The 26802-nt window shown below is 66.6% G+C and carries 24 protein-coding genes; 15 read left to right on the top strand and 9 right to left on the bottom strand.

The genetic code is table 11. The annotated features are described in order from the left end of the window. Nucleotides 1-112 precede the first annotated feature (112 nt). The 4 genes from ACIGJB_RS27960 to ACIGJB_RS27945 form a co-directional block, all read right to left on the bottom strand. The gene (locus ACIGJB_RS27960; RefSeq protein WP_483729500.1) at nt 113-1381 is read right to left on the bottom strand and encodes an IS256 family transposase; all 1269 of its coding nucleotides are present in this window, start codon (nt 1379-1381) and stop codon (nt 113-115) included. Between the two features lie 343 nt (nt 1382-1724). Further along, a complete protein-coding gene (locus ACIGJB_RS27955) occupies nt 1725-3269 on the bottom strand; it encodes an acyl-CoA synthetase (RefSeq protein WP_483733199.1) in 1545 nt (514 codons plus the stop codon). A gap of 113 nt (nt 3270-3382) precedes the next feature. Then, nucleotides 3383-4096, bottom strand: a complete 714-nt coding sequence (locus tag ACIGJB_RS27950) for a dienelactone hydrolase family protein (RefSeq protein WP_483733198.1) — start codon at nt 4094-4096, stop codon at nt 3383-3385. A 78-nt stretch (nt 4097-4174) separates the two neighbouring features. Next, nucleotides 4175-4843, bottom strand: a complete 669-nt coding sequence (locus ACIGJB_RS27945; protein WP_483712592.1) for a phospholipase D family nuclease — start codon at nt 4841-4843, stop codon at nt 4175-4177. 205 nt (nt 4844-5048) lie between these two features. On the opposite strand from ACIGJB_RS27945, the gene ACIGJB_RS27940 reads away from it, so the two are divergent. The 5 genes from ACIGJB_RS27940 (at nt 5049) to ACIGJB_RS27920 (ending at nt 11328) form a co-directional block, all read left to right on the top strand. Beyond that, on the top strand, nt 5049-5255 hold the full coding sequence (locus tag ACIGJB_RS27940) for a dodecin (protein WP_483733197.1): 207 nt from the start codon (nt 5049-5051) through the stop codon (nt 5253-5255). A gap of 117 nt (nt 5256-5372) precedes the next feature. Then, nucleotides 5373-5732, top strand: coding sequence for a hypothetical protein (locus ACIGJB_RS27935; RefSeq protein ID WP_483734681.1), 360 nt, complete (start codon nt 5373-5375; stop codon nt 5730-5732). 94 nt (nt 5733-5826) lie between these two features. Then, nucleotides 5827-7017: an FIST signal transduction protein gene (locus tag ACIGJB_RS27930; protein ID WP_483733196.1), complete on the top strand. Its 1191-nt coding sequence runs from the start codon at nt 5827-5829 to the stop codon at nt 7015-7017. A gap of 106 nt (nt 7018-7123) precedes the next feature. Further along, nucleotides 7124-8269, top strand: a complete 1146-nt coding sequence (locus ACIGJB_RS27925) for an exonuclease SbcCD subunit D (RefSeq protein ID WP_483733195.1) — start codon at nt 7124-7126, stop codon at nt 8267-8269. After that, nucleotides 8266-11328: an AAA family ATPase gene (locus tag ACIGJB_RS27920; RefSeq protein WP_483733194.1), complete on the top strand. Its 3063-nt coding sequence runs from the start codon at nt 8266-8268 to the stop codon at nt 11326-11328. Before ACIGJB_RS27925 ends, ACIGJB_RS27920 begins: the two co-directional genes overlap by 4 nt. Nucleotides 11329-11358: 30 nt before the next feature. Here the strand turns inward: ACIGJB_RS27920 and ACIGJB_RS27915 are convergent, their stop codons facing one another. Beyond that, nucleotides 11359-11589 (bottom strand): hypothetical protein, encoded by a 231-nt coding sequence (locus ACIGJB_RS27915; protein ID WP_483733193.1) that lies wholly within the window; start codon nt 11587-11589, stop codon nt 11359-11361. A gap of 508 nt (nt 11590-12097) precedes the next feature. Between ACIGJB_RS27915 and ACIGJB_RS27910 the strand changes: the two genes are divergently transcribed. The 5 genes from ACIGJB_RS27910 to ACIGJB_RS27890 all read left to right on the top strand — a co-directional run bounded on the left by ACIGJB_RS27910 (nt 12098) and on the right by ACIGJB_RS27890 (nt 16754). Then, complete coding sequence (locus tag ACIGJB_RS27910) at nt 12098-12757, top strand: 3-oxoacid CoA-transferase subunit A (RefSeq protein WP_483733192.1); 660 nt, start codon at nt 12098-12100, stop codon at nt 12755-12757. 18 nt (nt 12758-12775) lie between these two features. Next, entirely contained in the window at nt 12776-13414 is a 639-nt protein-coding gene (locus tag ACIGJB_RS27905; RefSeq protein ID WP_483733191.1) for a 3-oxoacid CoA-transferase subunit B, read from the top strand. 36 nt (nt 13415-13450) lie between these two features. Further along, the gene (gene pcaF, locus ACIGJB_RS27900) at nt 13451-14653 is read left to right on the top strand and encodes a 3-oxoadipyl-CoA thiolase (protein WP_483733190.1); all 1203 of its coding nucleotides are present in this window, start codon (nt 13451-13453) and stop codon (nt 14651-14653) included. 166 nt (nt 14654-14819) lie between these two features. Beyond that, nucleotides 14820-15551 (top strand): SDR family NAD(P)-dependent oxidoreductase, encoded by a 732-nt coding sequence (locus ACIGJB_RS27895; protein ID WP_483733189.1) that lies wholly within the window; start codon nt 14820-14822, stop codon nt 15549-15551. A 195-nt stretch (nt 15552-15746) separates the two neighbouring features. After that, nucleotides 15747-16754, top strand: a complete 1008-nt coding sequence (locus tag ACIGJB_RS27890) for a Bug family tripartite tricarboxylate transporter substrate binding protein (RefSeq protein WP_483733188.1) — start codon at nt 15747-15749, stop codon at nt 16752-16754. 186 nt (nt 16755-16940) lie between these two features. Here ACIGJB_RS27890 and ACIGJB_RS27885 read toward each other — a convergent pair whose 3' ends face one another. Beyond that, nucleotides 16941-17165 carry a hypothetical protein gene (locus ACIGJB_RS27885; protein ID WP_483733187.1) on the bottom strand — a complete coding sequence of 75 codons (225 nt, stop codon included), beginning with the start codon at nt 17163-17165 and terminating at the stop codon, nt 16941-16943. A gap of 314 nt (nt 17166-17479) precedes the next feature. On the opposite strand from ACIGJB_RS27885, the gene ACIGJB_RS27880 reads away from it, so the two are divergent. Beyond that, nucleotides 17480-18070 (top strand): PadR family transcriptional regulator, encoded by a 591-nt coding sequence (locus tag ACIGJB_RS27880; protein ID WP_483733186.1) that lies wholly within the window; start codon nt 17480-17482, stop codon nt 18068-18070. A gap of 32 nt (nt 18071-18102) precedes the next feature. On the opposite strand, the gene ACIGJB_RS27875 is transcribed toward ACIGJB_RS27880, so the two are convergent. Beyond that, complete coding sequence (locus ACIGJB_RS27875) at nt 18103-19101, bottom strand: NAD(P)H-dependent flavin oxidoreductase (RefSeq protein WP_483733185.1); 999 nt, start codon at nt 19099-19101, stop codon at nt 18103-18105. 36 nt (nt 19102-19137) lie between these two features. Beyond that, nucleotides 19138-19572, bottom strand: a complete 435-nt coding sequence (locus tag ACIGJB_RS27870) for a nuclear transport factor 2 family protein (protein ID WP_483733184.1) — start codon at nt 19570-19572, stop codon at nt 19138-19140. A gap of 198 nt (nt 19573-19770) precedes the next feature. Here ACIGJB_RS27870 and ACIGJB_RS27865 point away from each other — a divergent pair, with 198 nt between their 5' ends. After that, entirely contained in the window at nt 19771-20793 is a 1023-nt protein-coding gene (locus tag ACIGJB_RS27865) for a tyrosine-type recombinase/integrase (RefSeq protein ID WP_483733183.1), read from the top strand. Nucleotides 20794-20939: 146 nt separating this feature from the next. Beyond that, nucleotides 20940-21959, top strand: coding sequence for a UDP-glucose 4-epimerase GalE (galE, locus tag ACIGJB_RS27860; RefSeq protein ID WP_483733182.1), 1020 nt, complete (start codon nt 20940-20942; stop codon nt 21957-21959). Nucleotides 21960-22096: 137 nt separating this feature from the next. On the opposite strand, the gene ACIGJB_RS27855 is transcribed toward galE, so the two are convergent. Then, a complete protein-coding gene (locus ACIGJB_RS27855; RefSeq protein WP_483733181.1) occupies nt 22097-22405 on the bottom strand; it encodes an H-NS histone family protein in 309 nt (102 codons plus the stop codon). Nucleotides 22406-22929: 524 nt separating this feature from the next. Here ACIGJB_RS27855 and ACIGJB_RS27850 point away from each other — a divergent pair. Next, nucleotides 22930-24630: a methyl-accepting chemotaxis protein gene (locus ACIGJB_RS27850; protein ID WP_483733180.1), complete on the top strand. Its 1701-nt coding sequence runs from the start codon at nt 22930-22932 to the stop codon at nt 24628-24630. A 110-nt stretch (nt 24631-24740) separates the two neighbouring features. Next, complete coding sequence (locus ACIGJB_RS27845) at nt 24741-26720, top strand: putative bifunctional diguanylate cyclase/phosphodiesterase (protein ID WP_483733179.1); 1980 nt, start codon at nt 24741-24743, stop codon at nt 26718-26720. The last annotated feature ends 82 nt before the right edge of the window (nt 26721-26802 follow it).

Here is a 26802-nt window from a genome sequence, read left to right as displayed (position 1 = left end):
TTAGGGACTGGGATGTCCCGCCTGCCGACTACTGAGCCGCGCAGCAGCCGAAGGCGATGATGCGATAGGGACGTGTCAGGAATTTCGTGTGCTGAGGTCGTTGTAAGAAATCTCAGCCGATGGCGTTGGTGAATCGCTCGCCAAACAGAATGGCGAACTGATTGACTGCCTGCCGCCAGGTGATAGGCGGCATCTTCCAATCCTTTTCGATGTTGCGCAAGGCCAGAAACAACAGCTTGCTGGCCGCTTCGTCGCTGGGGAAGTGGCCTCGATTCTTGACGATCTTGCGCAACTGCATGTGCATGCTTTCAATGGCGTTGGTCGTATATATGATTCTGCGTACTTCCGGTGGATAGGCAAAGAAGGGAATCACTTGCTCCCACTGGCGTTGCCACATGGCCGCGACGGTAGGGAATTTACGACCCCATTCGCCTTGGGAGAAAGCCTCCAGCGCCGCTGCTGCCGCATCGGCCGTGGCGGCCTGATAGATCGGCTTGAGCGCCGCAGCGAGCGGCTTGCGATCCTTCCAACTCGCCAGACTCAGCGAATTGCGGATGAGATGCACAATGCAGGTCTGGATCTGGGCATCCGGATAGACCGCTTCGATCGCCTCGGGAAAGCCGCGCAAGCCATCGACCACTGCGATTAGGATGTCGTTCAAACCGCGGTTCTTCAATTCGTTGAAGACCTTCAGCCAGAACTTGGCGCCCTCGGTTTGCTCGATCCACAGGCCCAGTACTTCCTTGCGGCCGTCGGCCCGAATGCCCAGCGCCAGATAGACCGCCTTGTTCTTGACCGTGCCTTCGTCGCGAATCTTCAGCCGGAGCGCGTCAAAGTACACGATCGGATACATGGCCTCGAGCGGCCGTTGCTGCCATTGCTCGACGTCGGCCAGCACCTCATCCGTGACCGTGGAAATCAGATCGGGCGACACCTGGAGCCCGTATAGCTCCAGCAGATGGCCCTGAATCTCGCGCACGCTCATGCCGCGCGCATACATGCTGATGACGTGGTCGTCGAAGCCTGGAAGCCGGCGTTGATACTTGCCAACCAACTGCGGCTCGAACGTTGCCTGCCGATCGCGCGGGATATCGAGCGTCAGCTCGCCGTTGGGCGTAATGACTGTCTTGGGGCTCTTGCCGTTGCGGTGGTTGCCGGCTTTGCCTTGCTCCGCCTCGCTCTCCAGGTGATGAGTCAGTTCGGCCGCCAACATTCGCTCGGCCAATTGCTTCTTCAACTGCCCAGCCAGGCCTGATTCGCCGAGGATCGACTCGGCATCTTTGTTCTGGACCTGCGCCAGCAGTTGATCGATCAGTTCATCAGGGAACAGCTTGGGTGCCTTCGGGCTCTTGCTCTTCTTGGTCACTGTTGTGTCGGTCATAGGACGTTTCCGTAATCGTCTCATGACCTCGTCACACTAAAAATCTGACAGGCTCTAGCGCTAGCAGTGTCGGGCCACGGACAGTTTCGGGGCTGGTTCAATCATTGTCCGAGAGCCTGCAGACGGACGCGCACCACGCGGCAGGCAGCCGGGCAGTCTCTGAAGCGAGTACCCGTACAACACTCTCAGCACACTACGATCAATATTCGCCCGTTAGGGCAAGCGACGCGTTTCTTTGCTTACTTTCTTGTCGCTTGGACAAGAAAGTAAGTCGCCGGCTACGCCGGCGAAACAGCCGCATCTGCCAAGAACAACGCCCCCGCAATTCGGCGATGAACCAGATTTAACCCCCCTCCCCAAACAACCCCACATAGTCCTCCCTCAACTTCCGCTTGAGCAACTTCCCCGCCGTATTGCGCGGCAGGTCCGCCACGAACACCACCCGCTTGGGCACCTTGAACGGTGCCAGCGCATTGCGCGCATGGGCCACCAGCGCTTCCTCGCTGGCCGTGGCATCGCGTTTGAGCACAACGCACGCGGTCACGGCTTCCACCCATTTGGGATGAGCCAGCGCGAACACCGCAACTTCGGCAACAGCGGGGTGGGTGTACAGGCATTCCTCGACTTCCCGGCTCGACACCAGCACGCCGCCCGAGTTGATCACATCCTTGATGCGGTCCACGACATACAGATAGCCCGCTTCATCCATATAGCCGAGGTCCCCCGAATGGAACCAGCCGCCAACAAAGGCCTCGGTAGTCTGCTCAGGCTTGTCCCAATATTCAGTCAGCAGTTGCGGCGAGCGGTGCACGATCTCGCCGAGCGTACCGGGCGCGACGTCGTTCATCTTCTCATCGACGATACGCGTCTCCACATTGAGGACCGGCCGCCCAGCCGAAGCTGGCCGCGCGGCATGCTCGTCCGGGCCGAGCACCGTGGCGAGCGGACCGATCTCGCTCTGCCCATAGCAGTTGTAGAAGCGCAGCGCGGGCAGCTTCCCCTGCAGTTCCAGCAGCACCGGCACCGGCATGATCGACGCGCCGTAGTACGCCTTGGTCAGCGTACCCAGGCGCGCAGGCTCGAAGTCGACGTGGCGCAGCAAGGCGATCCACACCGTGGGCGGCGCAAAGAAGCTGGTGATCCCTTCTTCATGGATGGTGCGCAGGCAAAAGCCCGCCTCGGGGCTGTCGGCGATCAGCGTGGTGCCGCCGCACAGCAGCAGCGGCATCAGGAACACATGCATCTGCGCCGAATGGTAGAGCGGCAGCGCCGCCAGCGAATAGTCGCCGGCCCGCACGTCGCAGGCCGCGATGGTGCTCACGTACTCGGCCAGCAGCGCACGATGCGTGAGCACGGCGCCCTTGGGGGCCGACGTGGTCCCGGAGGTGTACAGGATCTGCGCCGGCATTTCCTCGGCGAGATCGGACAGCACCGGTGCGACCGGGCCGTGCGAGGCCGCCAGCAGGATGTCGCGCTCGCCGCCGCCATGCAGCGTGCCGCTCACGCGGCAAGGCAACCCTTGCACGCGCTCGGCGAGCGACGGATCGGCGAAGATCGCGCTCGCGCCCGACTGCGTGACGATGTACTCCGCCTCGGCACGCGTCATCGAAAAATTGACCGGCACATGGATCAGGCCGGAACGCAGGCAGGCCAGCCACAGCAGTACGTAGGCGTCGGAGTTCTTGCCGAAGGCCGCGACGCGATCGCCGGGCCGCAGGCCCCACTGCGCCAGCGCGCCCGCCACGCGTGCGGCGGCGGCGTCGAGCTGCTGGTAGGTCCAGCTGCGCGCGCCGAAGCGGATGGCGGTCTTGGTGGGGTGGCGCCGCACGGCACGGGCCACGGCATCGGGAATGGTGTTGCGCAGGGCGCGCTGCTGCTCTGACTGCATGGTGGTCTCCGTCGTTTGGTTTGGATCCAGCAAGTCTTGAAGCTCAGCAGCGCAGCATACGGTTGCGGTGCGCCCATGGCAAGGCCGGCCCCTCGGGCGAGGGGCCGGGCCGCTTACAGCGACTGGGCCAGGAAGGCCAGTGCGCGGCCGTGTGCCAGGGCCGCGCTGTGCTGGTGGTAGCTCGCGCGCGCCCAGCAGTTGAAGCCGTGGTCGGCGCCTTCGTAGACAAAGACCTCGGTGCCGCGCTTGCCGGCCACTGCGGCGCGCACGTTGGCGACGTCATCGGGCGTGATATGCGCGTCGAGCGCGCCATAGTGGAACTGCACCGGCACGTTCAGCGTGCTGGCTTCCTGCAGGTTGTTCTGGATGCCGCCGCCGTAGTACGGCACGGCGGCATTGACCAGGCCGCGCGCCGCGCTCAGATAGGCCAGCAGGCCGCCAAAGCAATAACCCACCGCAGCCACCTTGCTGCCGGCACCGGTGTGGGCGCGCAGCGCGCGTACGGTCGCGGCGATGTCGCGCACGGTGGCTTCGACGTCCACCGACTTGCGCAACGCCATGCCACGCTTCATGTCGTCGCCGGCATAGCCGAGTTCGACGCGCGGGGCATCGCGCCAGAACACGTCGGGGGCGAGTACGGTGTAGCCGTCGGCCGCATACTGGTCCGCCACGCCGCGGATATGTTCGTTGACGCCGAAGATCTCCTGCAGCAGCACGATGGCAGGGCCGTCAGGCTGCACGCCCGCGGGCGGGAGGCTCAGGTAGGCGTCGAAGCTGCCCGTGTCGGCGTCGACGCGAATCCACTTGCTGTTGGGAATGGCTGGCATGATGGCGGGTTCCAGTTGGATTGAGGGGTGGCAAAACCGCAAGTTTGCCACCGCTCGCCGATTCATGCCGCGGCCGCGTCAGTACGCCGACGACTGCTGGTAGCGCGCTTTCCAGTTGTCGGTATAGGCCTTGACCACGGCCGCGTCGCCGCGGATCAGCATGCCGTTCTCGGCGTTGCGTTCCTGGGCCGACTTGGTGAAGTTGAACGAGCCGGTGAACACGGCCTGGTCGTCGAACACCATGACCTTGTTGTGGGCGATGGCGGGCTTGGTGTCGATCACGACCGGGATGCCCGCGTGCTTGAGGAACGTGGCGCTGGTATAGCGCTCGCTTACCTGGCTCTTGTCGAGGATCACGCGCACGTCCACGCCGCGCTTGTGCGCCTGCGCCACGGCCTCTGCGATCGGCTTGCTGGTGAAGGAGTAGGCCTGGATCAGCAGCCGCTGGCGCGTGCCGCGGATGGCGTTGACGAGCAGGTCCTGGCAGCTTACGCCGTCCGGCACGAAGCACAGGGTGTAGCCGCTGCCCGAGGCAAACGGCCGGGCGTTGACGGGCCGTGCCGAAGCGTCCGGCCTTGCGTTCTGGCCCGGCGCGGCCGGCAGTTTCGCGATGGCCTCGTTGAAAGTATTGCTGAGGGAGTCGGTGATGCTGTCGAGTGCCGAAGTGGAGCGGGCCTGGGCCAGGCCGGTTGCGCAGGCGGCGAGCAGCAGGGCGGACAGGGCCGCGCGCTTGAATCGATGGTTCACGTTGCTATTCGGTTCGGGGACGGAGGCCCCGCATGCCACGCCGCGCGGCAATGCGGGCCCGCAGCGTAGCAGCACGCTTCACACGGGACAAGCGGCCCGTGTGTAACAGTCCTTTTCGCCGCATGCGTCTACTGGGTTTTCGCCGTGGGCGTGCCTATGATGGATGGAACCGCGCCGGGTGCCAGCCGGCCAAGGAGAAGGGGCTATGAGCGACCATACCTACAAGCTCGTCGAGATCGTCGGTTCGTCGGCCGACGGCTGCGACGCTGCCATCCGCAATGCCATCACCAAGGCCAGCGAGACCATCAAGCATATCGATTGGTTCGAGGTCGTCGAAACTCGCGGCCATATCGCGGACGGCAAGGTCGCGCATTTCCAGGTGACGCTGAAGATCGGCTTCCGCGTGAGCTGAGCGCGCGCGGACAGGCGGATCCCCTTGACGTCGAAGTGCGATTCGCCGATCCGTTCGTTGCCGTGTTTCCCTGCGCCTGGTCCGTGTCGTGCGCGAACCGGCGGGCGCGTGCCCACGATGAAGGCGCGTGACAGGTCTCCCGACGCGTGGGACCGCTTCTACATCCTCGATGAACGCAATGAACCGCGGCAGGTTGATGGCCGCAGTGAATGGTCGCGCTGGATGGAGGAGAACGATCCCGTATTCCGCCGTACCGTGCTGGACGCCAGCGGCAGTACGGTGACGACCCGCTTTCGCGGGGTGTCCGAAGCCGCGCCGGTGGACACGCCGCTATTCATCACGCGCGTGGCCGGCATGGCGGACGCTGCGGAGAACCGCAGCTACGGGGCCCGTTCCCTGCAAGCGGCGCTGGCGCAGCACGAACGCATCGTGCAGGCGCTGCTGGCCGGCGCACGCGGTCGACACAGCACGGAGTGACCTTGCCAGTGCCGCGGGAAAGAACGGAGTCCGTACGGAAGGGTCCAATTTGAGTCGCTGGACTGCCGGCGCGGGCGCCAATGGAGGATCCATCATGGATGACGCGGCCTTCGTACATGCCCACGCCGCCCATGCCCGCTGGCAGGAAGCGCTGAGCGACTGCCGCTCGCAACTGGAAGCCCAGCTTGCCGTGCAGCAGGCGCAGCACGGCAATGCCGTCGCGCTGACGCTGGGCTGGTGCTACCTGAGCGATTACTACGCCCCGGCGGCCGAGCGCATTCTCGATGCGCTGCAGCGCGAGTGGCCTGGCGTCGCCTGGGTCGGAACCTCCGCGGTCGGTGTCTGCGCCTGCGGCGTCGAGTACATCGACGAGCCCGCCATGGTGTTGATGGCGGCGCCGCTGCCGCGTGATGCCTTCCAGCTGTTTTCGGGCCGCAAGCCGTTGCCGGCCGCCTCATCCGGCTTCATCCCCTATGCCGCGCTGGTGCATGCGGAAGCCTCGACGCCCGACCTGCAGGACCTGCTGCGCGAACTGAGCGAACGCATCGCCACCGGCTATCTGTTCGGCGGCTTGTCGTCGGCACGCAACCGGACGCTGCAGATGGCCGACGGCATCTACTCGGGCGGCTTGTCGGGGGTCTTGTTCGGCCCGCGGGTCGGCCTGATCTCGCGCGTGACGCAGGGATGCCAGCCGATCGGGCCCGCGCGCACCGTGACACGCGTGGACCGCAACCTGCTGTTCACGCTGGACGACGAACCGGCGCTCGACTGCGTCCTGAAGGATCTCGGGCTCGGGCGCGACGCGCCCCCGCAGGAGATGGCCCAGGCCTTGTCGGGAACACTGGCCGGCCTGAGCGCCGGGGCGGACGACGCGCCCCGGCTGCCGGGCAGGTTCGGCGCCGAGACCATGGTGCGGCATCTGATGGGACTGGACGTGCAGCATCGCGTACTGGCGCTGGCAGACGTGGCCGAGCCCGGCATGCGGCTCGCATTCTGCACCCAGAACCCGGGGGCGGCGCGCACCGACCTGATGCGCATCGCCACGGAGATCCGCGCCGAGATCGAGAGCGGCACGGTCGGGCGGGTGCTGGGCGGTCTTTATATCAGTTGCTCCGGACGTGGCGGCCCGCATTTCGGCGGCCCCAGCGCCGAGCTGCAGCTGGTGCGCCGCGCGCTCGGCGAATTGCCACTGGCCGGGTTCTTCGCCAACGGCGAGATCGCGCGCGACCACCTGTACGGCTACACGGGCGTGCTGACGGTGTTCACCGGAGCGCCAGGGGCCTGACACGGCAAGCAAGACCGGTGGGCGGTCCGCGCAGTTATGATGCCGGCTGTACTGCGTGCCGCCGTGGCGGACACGCCACCCTCACCCCGCAGACCAGGTATCCACATTGCGCTTCCTGCACACCGCCGACTGGCATCTCGGCCGGCTCTTCCATGCCCGCAGCCTGATCGAAGACCAGGCCCATATCCTCGACCAGTTTGTCGAGCTGGTGCGCGCCGAGCGCCCCGACGCTGTGCTGATCGCCGGCGACGTGTACGACCGGGCCGTGCCGCCGCCAGAAGCGGTCGCGCTGCTGGACGACGTCCTGGCGCGGATCGTCCTGGATGCGGGCGTGCCCGTGGTGCTGATCGCTGGCAACCATGACAGCGCGCAGCGGCTGGAATTCGGCGCCAGGCTGATGCAGTCGCAAGGCCTGCACGTGGCCGGCTGCACGTCCGCCACGCCCGCCAGCGTGGCGTTGCACGACGCGCACGGCGAGGTGCGCATTTATGCGCTGCCCTATGCCGAACCCGCCGTCGTGCGTGACGCGCTGGGCGCCGAACTGCCCACGCATGAAGCGGCGTTGTGCGCGCAATTGGACGCCATCCGTGCAAACCATCCGCCCGGCATGCGCTCGGTGGTGGTGGGTCACGCCTTCGTCGTCGGCGGCGCGGTCAGCGAGTCGGAGCGGCCCTTGTCGGTGGGCGGCAGCGGCGCGGTGGCGGCGCAGGCGTTCGACGGCTTCGACCTGGTGGCATTGGGCCACCTGCACCGGCCCCAGACGATCGACGGGCGGGTGCACTATGCGGGCTCGCTGCTGAAGTATTCGCTGTCGGAGTGCAGCCATGAAAAGTCGGTGTCGATGATCGAGCTTGGGCCCGACGGCAGCGTACAGATCACGCCCAGGCCGCTGCGGCCGCTGCGCGACCTGCGCATCGTGGAAGGCGAGCTGGCGGCACTGATTGCTGCTGGCGCCGATGACGCGCGGCGCGATGACTACGTCTATGCGCGCCTGACCGAGACTGGCGCGCTGCTGGACCCGATGGCAAAGCTGCGCCAGGTCTATCCCAACGCGCTCGCGGTCGAGCGCACCGTACTGTCCCGTGCCGGAGCCGCTGGCGATGCCGCGCGGCGGTTGCGCGAACAAAGTACCGGCGAGCTTTTTGCCAGCTTCTTCCGCGAAGTGGCCGATGCCGAACTCGATGATGGCCAGCGCGCCGCGCTGGAGCAGGTGCTGGCCGGCATGGCCGCCGCGCAGAGGGAGTCGGCATGAGGCCATTGCACCTGACGATGCAGGCCTTCGGACCGTTTTCCGGCACTGAGGCGATCGATTTCACGCAGCTGGGCGAGCAGGCCTTCTTCCTGATCCACGGCCCGACCGGTGCCGGCAAGACCACGTTGCTCGACGCGATCTGCTTTGCGCTGTATGGCGACACCTCGGGCGGCGAGCGCTCCGCGCAGGCCATGCGCAGCGCCAATGCCGCGCCCGGGCTGCGCACGGAAGTCGTGCTCGAATTCGGTCTTGGCGCGCAGCGCTACCGCGTCGTGCGTTCGCCGGCGCAAGAGCGGCCGAAGCAGCGCGGCGAAGGCATGGTCACCGAGACCGCCAAGGCACAGCTAGATGCCTGGGAGGGCGAGGGCTGGGTCAGCAAGGCCGGGCAGCCAGCCAAGGTCAGCGATGCCCTCCGCGAGTTGCTGGGGTTCGACAGCGCGCAGTTCCGCCAGGTCATCGTGCTGCCGCAGGGACGCTTCCGCGAATTGCTGACGGCGAGTTCGCAGGCGCGGCAAGGCATCCTGGAGCGCTTGTTCCGCACCGAGCTGTACCGGCGCGTGGAAGAACTGCTGAAAAGCGAGGCGGCCGGCATCCGGCGCGATGCCGAGCGCATCGTCGACCAGCGCCAGGCGCTGCTGCGCCAGTTCGATATGGAGTCGACCGATGCGCTGGCCGTGGAGATCGCGCAGCTCGAGCAGGCATTGCAAGACCTGCAGCAACAGGAGCAATCCGCACGCGTCGGCCACGCCACCGCGCAAACGGCCTTGCAAGGCGCGGAGCAGGTAGCGGCACGGCTGCGCGAACGTGCCGACGCGCACGCCGCCCATGAGGCCTTGCTGGCGCGCAAGGCGGCGACCGACGAACAACGCCTGCGGCTGCACGAGGCGCGACGTGCCACCCAGGCGTGGCCTGCCATCCAGCACCTGGAAACGACGGCACGCGACCAGCAGGCCGCACAGGCAGCGGGAGAGCAGGCGGCCAGCGCGCTGCGGCAGCAGCAACGGTTGGCGGCGCAAGCGTCTGAGCGGCTGCAGGTCGAGCTTGGGCGCGGCGACGTGCGCGAAGCTGCCCAACGCCGCGTGATGGCGTTCGAGGCGCTGCTTCCCCGCGCGCGCCAGCTTGGCAACCTGCGCCAGTCGCTGGAGGCCGCCGCGCGGCAGCAGGCCGATGCGCTTGCCGCGCGTGACCGGGCCGCACAAGCGCTGGCGCAGAGGCAGGTGGAACTGGCCACTGCCGAAGCCGACCAGCGCCAGGCACAGGTGCTGGCCGCACAGTTGCAGACCCTCGGCCTGCAGCTGCAAGCAGCCCAGGCGCGGGTGAAGCAGATGGCCCGCTACCGGCAGACCGGACAAGCCGCGGCGAAGGCGCGCGAGGCACTGGCGCGCTGCGACGCGGCGGCTGCCCGTGCCATCACGCACCGTGACACGCTGCGAACGGCCCTGACCGCGACAGAGTCCGCCTGGCGCGCTGGCCAGGCCGCGCGCCTTGCCGCCGTGCTGGCGACCGGCGAGGCGTGTCCGGTCTGCGGCGGCACCGATCATCCGGCGCTGGCGCAGCACACCGCGGAACTGGTTTCGGACGATGCGCTCGAGCAGGCGCGTGGCGCCTCGCGCGAGGCCGATGATGCCGCCGTGCGCGCCGTCACCGCGCGGCACACCGCACAGGGCGAAGTGGAACGGTTGGCCGTGCAACTCGCCGAAGTCGCGGCGGATCTCGGCGACGCCGCGCTGCAGGCGGTGGAGGCCACGGCACAGGAACTGACCGTGCAGACCGCCACGCTCGAGCGGGAGCTCGCTGCCGCGCAGGCATCGTCTGACCGGCTGGCCCGGATGCCGGCGGTCATCGAAGAACGGCGGGCGGTGCTTTCGGCGGCGGACGATGCCCACCGCAAGACGTGCGCCACGGTGGATTCCACGGCCTGGTCACTCGCGCAGCTGCAGGGGGAGTGGCGTGCGGAGTGCGCACAACTGCCCGAAGACGCGCGCGATCCCGAAGCGATCGAAGCCGCCCTGCAGCATGCCCGCGCCCAGTTCACCGCGCTCGGCGGTGCGCTGGAGGCGGCGCAAGCGGCCGACAAGCAAGCCGGGGCCGCGCTGGCGCGGGCCGAAGCCGCCAGCCAGTCGGCACAGGCCGTGCTGGCCCGCGCGGGCGAGCGCCTGCTGGAAGCGCGAACCGCGGCGCACGCCATGCTGGCCGCGTCGGGCTTTGCCGACATGGCGGCCTTTGGCTCGGCCCGGCTGGACGCCGCGGCGATCGAAGCGCTGGACGATGCGGTGCGCCTCTACGATGAAGCCCTTGCGGTGTCCGCGCATGGCCTGTCGCGCGCCATCGCGGCGGCCGAGGGGTTGTCGGTGCCGGACCTGGATGGCGTGCGCATGGCCGCGTTGACCGCCGCCGCTGCGGTGGAAGGCATCGTCCGGCAGCAGGCCGACCGTGCGCGCATGCGCGACAACCTGCTGCAATGCCAAAGGCAGCTCGATGCCCTGGCCGCGGCCAACAGCGAGATCGAAGCGCGCTACGCCATCCTCGGACGGCTCGCGGAAGTCGCCAACGGGAACAACCCGCGCCGCATGACGTTCCAGCGTTTCGTGCTGGCCACGCTGCTCGACGAAGTGCTGGAGGCCGCCTCCGTGCGCCTGCTGGCCATGAGCCGTGGCCGCTATACCTTGCAGCGCGTGCGCGAGCAGGCCGACCAGCGCTCGGCCGGCGGGCTCGACCTGGAGGTGTTCGACTACGACACCGGCGCGGCGCGGCCGGCCAATACGCTGTCAGGCGGCGAAGGGTTCCTGGCCTCGCTGTCGCTGGCGCTCGGGCTGGCCGATGTGGTCCAGTCGCGCTCGGGCGGCATCCAGCTAGACACGCTGTTCGTCGACGAGGGGTTTGGCACGCTCGATCCGGAAAGCCTGGACTTTGCCATCCGCACGCTGCTGGACTTGCAGCAGGCGGGAAGGCTGGTGGGGATCATCTCGCATGTCGCGGAACTGCGCGAACGCATCGACGTGCGGCTCGAAGTCCGGCCTGGCACCGCGGGTAGCCGGGCGGTGCTGCAACTGCCCTGAGCGCGGCGCTTTTGAGGGGTTGTTCAGCGTTCAGGCCGCGAACACCTTCTGGCAGCGGATGGCCATGATTTGCGCCTCGAAGGCCCGGGCGGCCAGGCGCGGCAGCGGCAAGCGCGGGCGGGCTGGGGGTGCTTGCCGGGCGGGCTCGGAAGGCAGAATATCCAGCATCCAGTCCTGCCGCGTGGTACGCAGGATCCGGTCGAGTGCGGCCTGATGCTTGCTTGTCCCGGAAGGCTTGGGGCTGGCGAAGGCGCGTGCCATGATTTCCGACTCCTCTTTCTGTTCTGGTCCGGCCACGTCGTGCCGGACTGTTTCTGGTGCAGACTTGCCGTGGCGTGCCGGGTGGTCCGGTGGGCGGTCGTCTTGTGGCTGGTCTTGATCCAAGCATAGGCAGGCGCGGGCCGCGGCCGTATCGCTACCGGGCCGATTGTGGCGTCGGCTCAGTCCTACACAGGGGACGCGAACAGTGGCGGCAGTACAGCGGGGCAAGCTGGTTGCATGCGCGGCCGATTACCGGACAAGCTCTTTGCCGTTGCCTTGACCCGTGTTTGGCGCGGGGTGTACTCTGTTCAGAGTGCGAATTCAAGTTCGTAATAAGAACAAATTCAAACGCTTATTTCTGTTGGAACCCGTCATGGCTAGCGCGCCGTCATCCGGTGCTTGCGCCAGACGCCCGTCCGGCAGGGATCGCCCGGAGACAGTTTTTGCGTGCCGCGCCTTGCGGCCGGTCCCGGCACCTGCCAGACCCTCATCCCGGACTGGAACGCAAGTGATCAACAAGATATTTGACTCGGTGGAAGCGGCGATGGCCGGCATCCACGACGGCGCCACGATCCTGATCGGCGGCTTCGGCATGGCTGGCATGCCGGCGGAACTGATCGACGCGCTGATTGCGCAGGGCGCGCGCGACCTTACCATCGTCAACAACAACGCCGGCAACGGCGACACCGGCCTGGCCGCGCTGCTCAAGACCAAGCGCGTGCGCAAGATCATCTGCTCGTTCCCGCGCCAGGCGGACTCCTATGTGTTCGATTCGCTGTACCACGCCGGCGAGATCGAACTGGAACTGGTGCCGCAGGGCAACCTGGCCGAGCGCATCCGCGCCGCCGGTGCCGGCATCGGCGGCTTCTTCACGCGCACGGCCTACGGCACGCCGCTGGCCGAAGGCAAGGAAACCCGCATCATCGACGGCCAGGGCTATGTGTTCGAAAAGCCCATCCAGGCCGACTTCGCCCTGATCAAGGCCGACAAGGCCGACCGCTGGGGCAACCTGACCTACCGCAAGACCGCTCGCAACTTCGGCCCGATCATGGCCATGGCTGCCAAGTGCCCCATCGTCCAGGTGAGCCACCTGGTGGAGCTGGGCGAACTGGACCCGGAGCACATCGTGACGCCGGGCCTGTTCGTCAAGCGCGTGGTGAAGGTCTGAGCGAGAAGGAGAGCGAACATGCAAAAACTGACCCGCGACCAGATGGCCGCCCGTGTGGCCAAGGACATCCCCGAAGGTGCCGTGGTGAATCTCGGCATCGGCCTGCCCACGCTGGTGGGCAACCACCTGCCGGCCGACAAGGAAATCCTGCTGCACAGTGAAAACGGCCTGCTCGGCATGGGCTCCGCGCCCGCACCGGGCGAGGAAGACGGCGACCTGATCAATGCCGGCAAGCAGCCCGTGACGATCAAGGCCGGCGGCTCGTACTTCCACCATGCCGATTCGTTCGCCATGATGCGCGGCGGCCACCTCGACTTCTGCGTGCTGGGCGCGTTCCAGGTCTCCGAGAAGGGCGACCTTGCCAACTGGCACACCGGCGCACCGGGCGCCATCCCCGCCGTGGGCGGCGCGATGGACCTGGCCATCGGCGCCAAGCAGGTGTTCGTGATGATGGAGCACCTGACCAAGCAGGGCGAAAGCAAGATCGTGCCGCTGTGCACCTATCCGCTGACCGGCATCGGCTGCGTGACGCGCATCTACACTGATCTGGCCACCATCGACGTGACCGCCGACGGGCTGGTTGCGCGCGACCTGGTGGAGGGGCTGGGCTTCGACGAGCTGCAGCGCCTGACCGGCGTGACCCTGATCCAGGGCTGACCCCTGACATCCTGACATCAAGACCGAGAGAGAGACATGAACGAAGCCTTTATCTGCGACGCCATCCGTACCCCCATCGGCCGCTACGGCGGCAGCCTGTCCGCCGTGCGTGCGGACGACCTGGGTGCGGTGCCCCTGAAGGCGCTGATGGCGCGCAACCCGAACCTGGACTGGTCCGCCATCGATGACGTGATCTACGGCAACGCCAACCAGGCCGGCGAAGACAACCGCAACGTGGCGCGCATGTCGGCGCTGCTGGCCGGCCTGCCGCAGGACGTGCCGGGCGCGACGCTGAACCGCCTGTGCGGCTCGGGCATGGACGCCACCGGTACGGCCGCGCGCGCCATCAAGGCTGGCGAAGCCACGCTGATGATCGCCGGCGGCGTGGAAAGCATGAGCCGCGCCCCGTTCGTGATGGGCAAGGCCACCAGCGCGTTCTCGCGCGATGCGCAGATTTTCGACACCACCATCGGCTGGCGTTTCGTCAACCCGGCGATGCGCGCGGCCTATGGCGTCGATTCGATGCCCGAGACGGCCGAGAACGTGGCCACCGACTACAAGATCGGCCGCGAAGACCAGGACCTGATGGCGCTGCGCAGCCAGGAGCGCGCCTCGCGCGCCCAGGCCGACGGCACGCTGGCGCAGGAAATCACGCCGGTCAGCATCGCGCAGAAGAAGGGCGATGCGATCGTCGTCGACCGTGACGAGCACCCGCGCGCCACCAGCATGGAAGCGCTGGCCAAGCTGCGCCCGATCGTGCGCGCGGACGGCACCATCACCGCCGGCAATGCCTCGGGCGTGAACGACGGCGCCTGCGCGATCCTGCTGGCGAGCGAAGCCGGCATCAAGCAACATGGCCTGACGCCGCGTGCGCGCATCGTCGGCATGGCAACCGCCGGCGTGGCGCCGCGCGTGATGGGCATCGGCCCGGCACCGGCCACGCAGAAGCTGATGAAGCAACTGGGCATGACGCTGGACCAGATCGACGTGATCGAACTGAACGAAGCGTTCGCCGCGCAAGGCCTGGCCGTGCTGCGTGAACTGGGCATCGCCGACGACGACAAGCGCGTCAACCCGAATGGCGGCGCAATCGCGCTGGGCCACCCGCTCGGCATGAGCGGCGCGCGCCTGGTGACCACCGCGATGTACCAGCTGCACCGCACCGGCGGCCGCTTCGCGCTGTGCACCATGTGCATCGGCGTGGGCCAGGGCATCGCCATGGTGATCGAACGCGTTTGATGGGTTTGCTCCCCTCTCCGGCTTGCTGGAGAGGGGCCGGGGGAGAGGGCAGGCGTGTGGCAAGCACGATAGCCCGACTCTTTGTGGCAGCACCTGCCCTCTCCCCAACCCTCTCCCGCAAGCGGGAGAGGGAGCAGGACAGCGGTCTTTATTGAGTGAGTTGAAGATGTCTCTCCCCAACGCCACGATCGTCACCGGCGCCAGTTCCGGTATCGGGCGCGCCATCAGCGAAATGCTGCTGGCAGACGGCACCACCCGCGTAGTCAATATCGACTACACCGAGCCGGGCTGGTCCCATCCCAACATGACGTTTTTCCAGGCTGACCTGACCAATGCCGAGGCGACATGCGCCGTGGCGCAGCAGGTCACCTCGCAGTTCGCCGTCACGCGGCTGGTGAACAATGCGGGCGCGACGCGCCCCGGCACCGCCGACACGGCCACTGTGGCCGACCTCGACTATGTCGTTGGCCTGCACCTGCAGGCAGCGATGCTGCTCACGCAGGCCTGCCTGCCGGCCATGCGCGCCGCCGGGTTTGGCCGCGTGGTCAACATGGCGTCGCGCGCGGCGCTGGGCAAGCCCGAGCGCGTGGTGTACTCGGCCACCAAGGCCGGGCTGATCGGCATGACGCGCACGCTGGCGATGGAGCTTGGCGGCGACGGCATCACCGTGAATGCGGTGGCGCCGGGCCCGATCGCCACGGAGTTGTTCCGCAAGAGCAATCCAGAAGGCAGCGAACAGACTCGCCGCATCCTGGCGAGCATCGCCGTGAAGCGCATGGGTACGCCGGAAGACGTGGCGCGCGCCGCGCTGTTCTTCCTCTCGCCCGACAACGGCTTTGTCACGGGCCAGGTGCTCTATGTCTGCGGCGGAACCACGCTTGGCGTGGCACCGGTCTGATCGCGCGGACTTCAGGCATTCACAAGAACAGACGTTAATAAAGCGTCATATCAGGATGTGATCCTTGCGGTCACAGCCGGCACGAAGACAGCGTCACCGCGCTGTCTTCTTCCAGGGCAGCAATCACGCTATCCAGCATTCGCCCGCGACAGACACGATGCGCGCGGGGGCAACAAGGACAACCGGAGTAAACCGATGAGACTCGATTCCCAGACTTCCACGACCCGCCGCCGCCTGCTGGCCGCAGGCGTTGCGCTGGCCACCACCATTGCCGGCTTTGCCGGCGCGGCGCATGCGCAAGGTGGCTACCCGACCAAGCCGATCACGATGATCGTGCCGTTCTCGGCCGGTGGCACCACCGACATCCTGGCCCGCATCGTCGGCCTGCAACTGGGCAAGGTGCTCGGCCAGCCCGTGGTGATCGACAACCGTCCGGGCGCGGGCGGCAATATCGGCGCATCGCTGGCCGCCAAGGCGCCGGGCGATGGCTATACGCTGTTCATGGGCACCATCGGCACCCACGCCATCAACCAGTCGCTGTATTCCAAGCTGCCGTATGACCCGGTCAAGGATTTCGCACCGATCACCCGCGTGGCGATGGTGCCGAACCTGGTGGTGGTGAACCCGAAGGTGCCGGTGCACAACATCAAGGAACTGGTTGCCTACGTGAAGGCCAACCCGGACAAGCTGTCCTACGGTTCGTCGGGCAGCGGCTCGTCGATGCACCTGTCGGGCGAGCTGTTCAACTCGATGACGGGCCTGCACATCCAGCACATCCCGTACAAGGGCAGCGCGCCTGCCGTGAACGACCTGCTGGGCAACCAGATCGGCCTGATGTTCGACAACATGCCGTCGTCGTATCCGCACGTGAAGGCCGGCAAGCTGCGCGCCATCGCCGTGACTTCGGCCAAGCGCTCGCCGGCGCTGCCCAACGTGCCGACCGTGGCGGAATCGGGCGTGCCCGGCTATGAAGCGACGTCGTGGTTCGCGCTGTACGCGACCGCCGGCACGCCGCAAGCCATCGTCGACCGCCTGAACGCCGAAGTGGTGAAGATCCTGGCCATGCCGGAAGTCAAGAAGCAGATGGCCGACCAGGGCGCCGAGCCGTATCCGGAAAAGCCGGCCCAGCTGGCTGCGTTCATGAAGAGCGAGACCGCCAAGTGGGCGAAGGTGGTGAAGGCCTCGGGCGCGACCGTGGACTGATCCTGGCGATAGCTTTGCCTTGAAGAGAGCCGGCCCCTGGGCCGGCTCTTTGCCTTGGTGCCGCTGAACCTGCGTGCCGACTCAGGCGGGAAGGCAAAAGAAAACCCGCAAGTATCGGCGGGTTCAATCCGTGCCCAATGGCGGGCCGGAGGAGACAACCGGCAGGTTATCCCGGAGGAGGCTTGACTATCCCAGGCAGTACTTCACCACCTGCTCTTCGACGCCCACGAAGCGCACGAGCTGGCGCAGGCCGCTCGCGTATTCCTTGATGTGGTGGCCGTCGGGCGTATCCGGCAGCCGGTAGTAGACCGGTGCGCGGACCGGCAGCACCGCGATTTCGCTCGCCGGGTCCTGCCCGGCATCAGCCTCCCAGGCGACGTCACGGTCTTCTGCAAGATCGTGTCCTCTCATTTCCATTGGCTCCGGTGATAAAGCGCGAGCAGGGTGGGGGCGATGCCCGTCTCGCGCAGACAGATCGTATTGTTTGCAATGTATGCCATGCTCCCCAAAAATGCCATTCAGCATTTTTTAATTCAGAGACGCATGTGTTTTCAAAATTGTCGGTTTTGTCGGTTCACCGGAAATGTCGTCTCGCCGACGCATCAGCCGGAGCGGCGCCCGCGGCTATCGCGTAAAGCCTTGCGCTACCATAGCGCGGTCCCGAGAAGCTTGCGGTCGCATGCTTTCCGGCCTTCAATCGCCAGCCTGGCTCCCCTTCCAGCCGAATGTCGACACAGCACGCCCTGTTGATTTCCCTGATCGAGAAACCGTCGTCCGGTTATGACCTGGCGCGCCGGTTCGATCGTTCCATCGGCTATTTCTGGCACGCCACGCACCAGCAGATCTATCGCGAACTTGGACGCATGGCCGATCACGGCTGGATTGCCGCAGAGGAAACCGATCCGGGCAATGACGCCGACGGCAACGCCGCGCCCAATGGCGAAGAGAAGAAAAGCCGCAAGAAGGTGTACCACGTGCTGCCAGCCGGGCGCGACGAACTGGTGCGGTGGGTGCTGGAGCCCGGCGCGGGCCTGGACCAGCGCGAGGAGATCCTGGTCAAGCTGCGCGCGGATGCGGCGATCGGCCCACTGGGCCTGGCCGATGAAATGCGCCGGCTGATCGCGCTGCACCAGGCCCGGCTGGAGACCTACCAGGCCATCGAGCGCCGGGACTTTGCCGACGCCCGCCGGGACCGTGCGCAGCAACTGCGCCTGGCATTGCTGCGCCGGGGCATTCGTTTCGAACAGGACTGGGTGGCCTGGGGCAACGATCTGATGCCCCTGCTGGCGACGCCTGCGGGCGATCGCCAGGACTGAGCCCTTTTCTTTCCCGTCCCGTTTCCGCTGCGTCAGGCGATGTCCGCGGCCCGTGCCTGCGGCGCGCCGGCGGCATCGGGCAGGCCGAGGCGGCGGCGGGCGAGCGCATACTCTTCGGCAAAGCGGCGCACCAGTTCGGCGGCCGGCACCACGCGCTTGATGGCGCCCACACCCTGGCCGGCACCCCAGATATCCTTCCACGCCTTTGCGCTGGCCGAGCCGAAATTCATCTTCGACGGATCCGATTGCGGCAGGGCCGCAGGGTCCAGGCCCGCGCGCTCGATGCTGCCGCGCAGGTAGTTGCCATGCACGCCGGTGAACAGGTTCGAGTAGACGATGTCATTCGCGCTGCTGTCCACGATCATCTGCTTGTAGCCGTCCTGTGCGTTGGCTTCCTGCGTGGCGATGAAGGCCGAGCCGATGTAGGCCAGGTCCGCGCCCGCGGCCTGCGCGGCCAGGATGGCGTCGCCGCTCGAAATCGCGCCCGACAGCAGCAGCGGGCCGTCGAACCACTCGCGGATTTCATGCAGCAGCGCGAACGGCGACAGCGTGCCGGCATGGCCGCCCGCGCCTGCCGCCACGGCCACCAGCCCGTCGGCACCCTTTTCGATCGCCTTGCGCGCAAAGGCGTTGTTGATGACATCGTGCAGCACGATGCCGCCGTACGAATGCACCGCCTCGTTGACCTCGGTGCGCGCGCCCAGCGACGTGATCACGATGGGCACCTTGTAGCGCACGCACATTTCCAGATCATGCTCGAGCCGGTCGTTGGACTTGTGCACGATCTGGTTGACGGCGAACGGCGCGGCCGGGCGGTCCGGGTGCCTGGCGTCGTGTTCCGCCAGTTCCGTCGTGATGCGGTCCAGCCACTCTTCCAGCTTCGGCGCCGGCCGCGCATTGAGCGCGGGGAACGATCCGACCACGCCGGCCTTGCACTGGGCAATGACGAGGTCGGGGTTGGAGATGATGAACAGCGGCGAGCACACGACCGGCAGCGAAAGCCGGTTCTTCAACTGGGCGGGAAGGGACATGCGAAAAGCTCCTCGGTGGAATCGGGCGGGGTGGCTTCAGGCCGCCCCGGTAAGTACTTGCTTCTGGCTGGACAGGCGTGCGCCCATGGCGGCGCCGAGTGCCTGCAGGCCGCTCAGCGGGCGGATCATGACTTCGAACTCGGCGATCTTGCCGGCGGCGTCGAAGCGGATCATGTCGATGCCCTTCAACTGCTTGCCGTCCACGTCGGCGCTGAACTCGAGCACCACGCTGTGTCCGTCGTCGCTGACGAAGCTGCGGTGATAGCGGAAGTCCTGGAAGACCTGGTTCACGGTCGTCAGCACCAGCACGATGGCGGCGCGGCCCGGATACGGCGTGTGGGCCACGGGCGAGCGGAACACCACGTCGTCGGCCATGATGTCGCCGAGCCGTTCGAAGTCATGCGTGGCAAGCATCTCGTGCCAGGCGGCAAGCGTGGCACGGGCGTTCGGAATCAGCGCAGCGGCATTCATGGATGGTGGTCTCCTCGTTCTTCGTGGTCAAAGCTGCCGGGCAATTTTCACTATGCAACCAGTTGCATGAATGAACGAAAGGTAGCATGCCGAAGACGCGCTCGCAAGCTCGGGCTGCATGACGCCCGCTGCGGGCGCCAGGCCAGTGACGCCTTGTCTACAATATGCGCATTGCCGTTACCTTTTGCCGGAGAGTCAGTGACCACTCAGCGCAGCCAGCCCAGCGCGGACGGACCGCAGGCAGCCCTGTTCGATGCCGACCTGGCCAGTTGGCGCAGCCATCCCGAGCGTGCCTTCGATGGCTGGCTGGCGCGCAACGGCTTCCGTCACGGCACCAGCGTGGTCTATCGCGCCATGTGGGGAAAACTGCTGCGCTGGTCGGCCGAACGCGGGCTGGCGCCGCTATCGTGGTCGGCCGGCCAGATTGGCGAATTCCTGGATGAACAGGATCTCCACAAGTCCCATCGCTATCGATATACCCGGCTGATCGAGCGGATCTATAACCATCTCTCCCATCTTGACGAAGGACTGCACAACCCGGCCAGCCAGGCGGTGCGCGCGCATCTGGCCGAGGGCGAGAACGATCCGACCGCCTTCCTGCTGCCCGGCGAGCGCGACCTGTTGATCGCGCGCGTGCTCGGGCCGGCCGGGGAGACCGCAGCGGATGGGGCCGACGCTTCGCCCACGGCGTGGAAGCGCGCGCGCGACGCCGCGATGGTGGCGGTGCTGCTGGGCGCAGGGTTGAAGGTGGGGGAATTGCGCGGATTGCGGACCCGGGCCATCGACAGCGGCCACGCCGGACGCGTGGTGCTGCGCATGGCCAAGCCCGAGAGTGGCCGTACCTACGAAGCGCCGCTGTTTGCCTTTGCCCACCGGCCATTGAGCGCATGGCTTTCGCTGCGCGAGGCGTCGGGCACGCTGGGCGAACTGGTGTTCCCGGCCATGCCGAGCGGGCGGCCCATGCATGCCGCCTCCGTGTATCGACGCGTGGAGCTGCTGCTCGACCAGGCCGGCGTGCTGTCGGCGCGCAGCGAACGGGCATCGCCGCAGACGCTGCGCAATACCTGCGGCGCCATGCATTTCGAGGCGGGCGCATCGCCGGCCACGGTGTCGCAATGGCTCGGCATGCGCGATTTCGAGTCCGGCTGGCGGCTGCGTGCCGCCCATGAGGCATGGGTTGCCCGGGCTGGCTTGCATGCGGGCGACGGCGCCGACGACTAAACCCGGCATTGCCGGGAGGCCGGCCTTTGTGCGGGTGGGCGATAATAGCCGATGCTCCGGCGTAAGCGTCGCCTCCGGCACCGGGCCCGTGGCGGCATGTCATGGCCGATGTTCGCCCATCCTTTTTCGTGAGTTACTGATTTCCAATGTCCCAGACTTTGCTTCTTACCGGCGCCACCGGCTATATCGCTTCCCATACCTGGGTGGCATTGCTCAATGCCGGCTACCAGGTGATCGGCCTCGATAATCTGTGCAATAGCAGCCGGGTGGTGGTGGACCGGATCGCAACCATTACCGGACAGACACCAAATTTTGTCGAAGGCGATGTCCGCGACCGCGCCTTGCTGGATCGCCTGTTCGCCGAGCATCGCATTGCCGGCGCCATCCATTTCGCGGCGCTCAAGGCGGTGGGTGAATCGGTCAGCCAGCCGCTCGAGTATTACAGCAACAACCTGGACGGCCTGGTTACCCTGTGTGCCGCCATGCGTGACGCGGGCGTAAAGCAACTGGTGTTCAGTTCGTCGGCCACGGTGTATGGCAATCCGCATACGGTTCCGATTCTCGAGGATTTTCCGCTTTCAGCAACCAATCCGTATGGACAGACCAAGCTGATGGGCGAGCAAATCCTGCGCGATCTGGAAAAATCAGATCCGGCGTGGCGCATTGCCTACCTCCGGTATTTCAACCCGGTCGGGGCGCATGAAAGCGGCCTGATCGGCGAAGACCCGCGCGGCATCCCGAATAACCTGATGCCCTATGTCGCCCAGGTGGCTGGCGGCCGTCGGGAAAAACTGATGGTATTCGGCGGCGACTACCCGACGCCGGATGGCACCGGCGTACGCGATTACATCCACGTCTGCGATCTTGCGGATGGACACCTGGCCGCACTGGTCTGCCTGCGGGATCGCGGACAGAGCATGACGGTCAACCTGGGAACGGGCCGTGGCTACAGCGTGCTCGAGGTGGCGGCCGCCTACGAGCGGGCCAGCGGGCGCCCGGTGCCCCACGAGATCGTGGCGCGCCGGCCGGGCGATATTGCATCGTGCTATGCCGATCCGACGCTGGCGCACCAGTTGCTGGGCTGGCAGGCGCGCCATGACCTTGACCGCATGTGCGAGGACTCGTGGCGCTGGCAGTCCACCAATCCGAACGGCTTTGAAGCCTGAGACCCTGGCGCGTACCCGTTTCTGCGTGGCCGCGAGGATCGGATAAGCGTCGGATAAGCGTCGGATAAGCGGCTGACGCCGCAAGTAAAAACGCCACGGATCTCCGTGGCGTTTTTGTTGCGACTACAGCGATTGCATCAGCGGATCAGGAAATCTTCCACCGATTTGCCGGCTGCCAGGGCCTGGGTCAACCAACCCGGGCGCTTGCCGCGGCCCGTCCAGGTGTTGCCGGCGCTGTCGCGATAACGCACCGGCACCTTGCGGTTGGCGACCTTCTTGCCGGCTGCGGCCTTCACGCCAAAACCGAGATCTTCCGCCGTCAACCCATATTGGTCGATTTTTTCGCGAATATCGGCAATCACTGCAGCCTGCTCACGTGCCTTGATTTCTTCGGCCTGCTTTTGCAGTTCGTTGATTTTCTGAACGATTTCCTGATAAGTCGCCATTTGATCCTCGTGTATCGGGTGAGTGCGGAATGTCGAAAGGCATTATATCGGGCTAACGCGCCGCTGCAAATCTCTCATCCGCAATGGAACCGCAAATTAAGAAGATTCTCTATCGATATTGCCCTGAACTTTTGCGATCGCACCGTGTCACGCCGCGGTTATGCACCGTGGCGACCGAGCGAATGGCCTGGATGCAGCGCAGTCAACTGGCAAATCGATCATTTGTTTTGGATCGCAACGCTGCCGGCTGTGCCTGCGATCTTTGCCGATATGAAAAAACACATAATTGATAACCGGCTCCGAAGAACTGGCGGAAATGCCATTTTTCCACGTGCTCGATGGCTCCAGCGACGGGTTGCGTGGCGTATATCCGACATTTTTTATGCTGCACTGCAAATGCCGGCGCTGACTCAAGAACCGAATGGGCAGGCCGTTATCCGGGGCAGGGCGGGGCGTCGGAGGAGGCGGTCCGCCGTACCGGGACCAGGGGTGTGTCCCGTGGATTGGCTACCGTCGCATTCATCATGTCATTCGAAAACAATATTCAGATCAAGACCCTGCTCAGGGGCGCCATGGCCGCGCTGTCACTGCTGCTGATCCTTATGGGCGGCGTGGGGCTGCACGGCATCTCGCAAAGCAATGACGCGCTGAAGGAAACCTACTCGAACCAGCTGGCTTCGACGGTGGCGCTCAGCGACGCCATGCTGGCCACGACGCGCATGCGCCTGGCGCTCGACCGCAGCGTAATGCAGGGCGAGCTGGATGATCCGAAAATCAGCGTCGACCGCTCGAAGGTGTTTGTCGAGGCCGGGGACGCCGCATGGAAGCGGTATATGAGCCTGCCGCAAGACGAGCAGGAAAAGGCGCTCGCCGCCGACCTCGAGCGCAAGCGCGCCGACTTCATGGCAAAGGGGATCGAACCGCTGCAGCAGGCGGCCCTGGCCGGCAACCAGGAAGAGGCAGTGCGCCTGGCCAGCAAGGTCATGCCCCAACTGCAGCGCACCATGACTACGGCGCACGAGACCCTGCAAAAATTCCAGATGACGACCGGCCAGGCCAGTTTCGAAGACTCGCAGACGCGCTTCGCGCGCACCCGCATGCTGTCGGTCGCGCTGATCGCCGTCGGCCTCGTGCTGGCTGGCTTGTGCACGGCCACGCTGAACCGCGCCATCGTCCGCCCGGTGGAAGAAGCGCTGAAGGTGATGGAGCGGATCGCGCGCGGTGACCTGACCTCGCGCATCACCGCGGTGTCCCGCAATGAGGTCGGCCGCATGATGCAGGCGCTGGCCGCCATGCAGGACAGCCTGCACAAGATCGTGTCCGACGTACGCGTGGGCGCGGATTCCATGGCTTCGGCCACCGAGCAGATTTCCAGCGGCAACCTGGACCTGTCCCAGCGCACCGAGGAGCAGGCGTCGTCGCTCGAGCAAACTGCGGCAAGCATGGAGGAACTGACCACGGTGGTGCGCCAGAACGCCGACAATGCCCGTCAGGCCGGGGTGCTGGCCGGCGAGGCTTCGCAGATCGCCCTCAAGGGCGGCGATGTGGTGGGCCGCGTGGTCGATACCATGAACGAGATCAACGGCGCCTCGCGCAAGGTGGTCGAGATCATCAGCGTGATCGAAGGCATTGCCTTCCAGACCAACATCCTCGCGCTCAATGCCGCGGTCGAAGCGGCGCGCGCAGGGGAGCAGGGCCGCGGCTTTGCGGTGGTGGCCGGCGAGGTGCGCAGCCTGGCGCAGCGCTCGGCGTCCGCGGCCAAGGAGATCGAGGCGCTGATCAGCGAATCCGGGCAGCGCGTCGAAAACGGGACGCGCCTGGTGGCCGAGGCGGGCCAGACCATGGGCGAGATCGTGCAGGCCGTGCGCCGGGTCACTGACATCATGAACGAGATCGGCGCCGCCTCGCAGGAGCAGACCAGCGGCATCGAGCAGGTGAACCAGGCCGTCAACCAGATGGATCAGGTCACGCAGCAGAATGCCGCGCTGGTGGAGGAAGCGGCCGCGGCGGCCGGTTCGCTGGATGAACAGGCCCGCAAGCTGAAAAACGTGGTGTCGGTCTTCAATCTGGGCAGCGCAACGGGTACAGTCTCGCAGCCCGTCGCGCGCGTTCTGCCGGCAGCCGCAGCCACGCCGCGTGCGGCGGCCGCGGTGGCACGGCCGGCCCGGGTAACCCCTGCTGTTGCCGTATCGCGTGGATCGGACGATGACTGGAGCGCTTTCTAGCATGGCTGAGGTCTTGCCCTGTTCACATCGCGACCGCAAACTGCCATGATTCCGGGTTTGTTCCGCATCGTCCCAACGTCCGCGCATTCTTCTTATCACAGCGCAATCGCATGATCGCCTTGAGTACCGCCCTTTTGCTGTTGGCCGCCCTGCTCGGCGTGGCCGCCGTTCTCGGCGGCCGCCAGGCACGGCCAGCGGCCGGCGGCGGCCCGATGCGCGCGCTGTCCTGGTCTGCCACGTTGTTGTCGCAGCTGACGGTGGGTTTGCCCTTCGTGGTGGTGGTCGGCTCCGGCGGCGTGCCGGCGGCCAACGAGACCGCGCAATTGGCGGGCGCCTTTGCCGTCGCGGCGATGGCGACGTCGGCAGGCAAGACGCTGTCCGGCTGGCTCAGGCAGGGCGTCCGGCTCTGGCGTGGCGCGGCCATTGCCTCTGCGCTGGCTGGTGCGGGGCTGGTGGCCGTAGCCGGCACGCGGCTTGGGAGATTCTGCGGCACGGGTTCCATGACCGCCCGCGCCTGCATCGATGCCGCGGGGTTGCCGCATCCGGCCTGGCTGGCGGGTGGGCTGACCGCGCTGTGCCTGTTGATGTTCGCGTTCCATCAAGCGCAGTCGCGCGGCTGGATGGCCGGGCCCAGGCACCATGGCGGGGGCGTTGCCGATGACCTGCCGGACGACGCGCCGGGCGCGCTGCGCGTGGCCGAGTCGCGGCAGATCCGGCGCAGCGGCCGCATACCCGGACGCCTTGTCGTTCGCCCCGGCGCACGTGGCCAGGGCACCGTGGCCGAGTACAGCGTGGCCACCGCCATGCCGGACCGCATCGCCTTCGGCCGCTGGCTGGACCAGGCGGTCGCGCAGGCGCGCCTGTCCGAAGGCAGCTGTGCCGTCCTGCTCATCCACGTGGCGGACTTCCGCGAAGTCGACGAAGTCTTCGAAGTGCGCGCCGACGACATCCTGGCGCAGGACGCCGGCGCGCTCGCACAGGCCGCGCTGGAGCCCCACGATTTCCTGGCCAGGCTGGCACGCGACGAATTCGCGGTCGGCGTGCCTGAAATGGTCCACCATGGCCGCGCCCAGGAGTTGGGCTCGCGCGTCCTTGGCTCGCTGGCCGAGTTCGTGGCCGCGCGCGGCCTGCAGATGCAGATCGGCGTGAACATCGGCATCGCCGTCTATCCGCGCGATGCGCAGACGTCCGAGTCCCTGATGCAGGCGGCCCGCGTGAGCCTGACCGAGGCCCGCGAAAGCGGCTCCAACCAGGTGCGCCTGTTCAACAGCGCGGCCGGCGAGCGCGCCCGCCGCACGCGCGTGATCCGGCGCGATCTCTGGACCGCGATCCAGGACGACGCGCTGTCGCTGCAGTTCCAGCCGAAGTTCGACGCGCGGCGGCGCCTGCTGGTCGGTGCCGAGGCGCTTTGCCGCTGGCGCCACCCGGCACTCGGCCAGGTCAGTCCGGCCGAGTTCATTGCGGTGGCCGAGCAGTCGAGCCAGATCGACAAGCTCGACGACTGGGTCATCTCGAGCGTGTGCCGGCATGTGCGCCAGTGGCAGGACGCCGGGCTCCCGCTGGTGCCGGTGGCCATCAACGTATCGGGTTTGCGCTTTGCCAGCCGCAATTTCCCGCAATACCTGCTCGAGCAGATTCACCAGCACGACATCCCGCCCTCGGCCATCACGCTCGAAATCACCGAGACCGCGGCCATGAAGGACATCGGCAAGTCGCTCGAAACGCTGGCCGAGCTGCAATCGCTCGGCATCCAGGTGGCGCTCGACGACTTCGGCAGCGGCTATTCCAGTCTCGGCTACCTGAAGCGGCTGCGCGTGGGCACGCTGAAGATCGACCGGACGCTGATCGGCGGCCTCGATGCCGACGCGCAGGGCCAGGCCATTGTCGGCTCCATGGTGGCGCTTGCCCACGAGCTGCGCATGAAGGTGGTGGCCGAAGGCGTCGAATCGCTGTCGCAGCTCGAGATCCTCAACGCGATGGGCTGCGATGAAGTGCAGGGCTTCCTGCTGTCGCTGCCGCTGGACGCGGCGCGCTTCGCCGAAGCGCTCGAGCAAAAGGCCTCCGCCAGGGAAGTGCAGCCGGTGCGCTGAGACGCTGCGCCGCACTGCCGTCTGTGCGGGACGCCGCCGTCCCCCTGCCGTCCCCCTCAAGCCCCTGCACTGGCCTGCCGAT

This window comes from Cupriavidus sp. C2SS-8b (assembly GCF_057073745.1).
The sequence above is the reverse complement of the archived record's forward strand: the minus strand, read 5'-3'. Positions and strand labels throughout refer to the sequence as shown.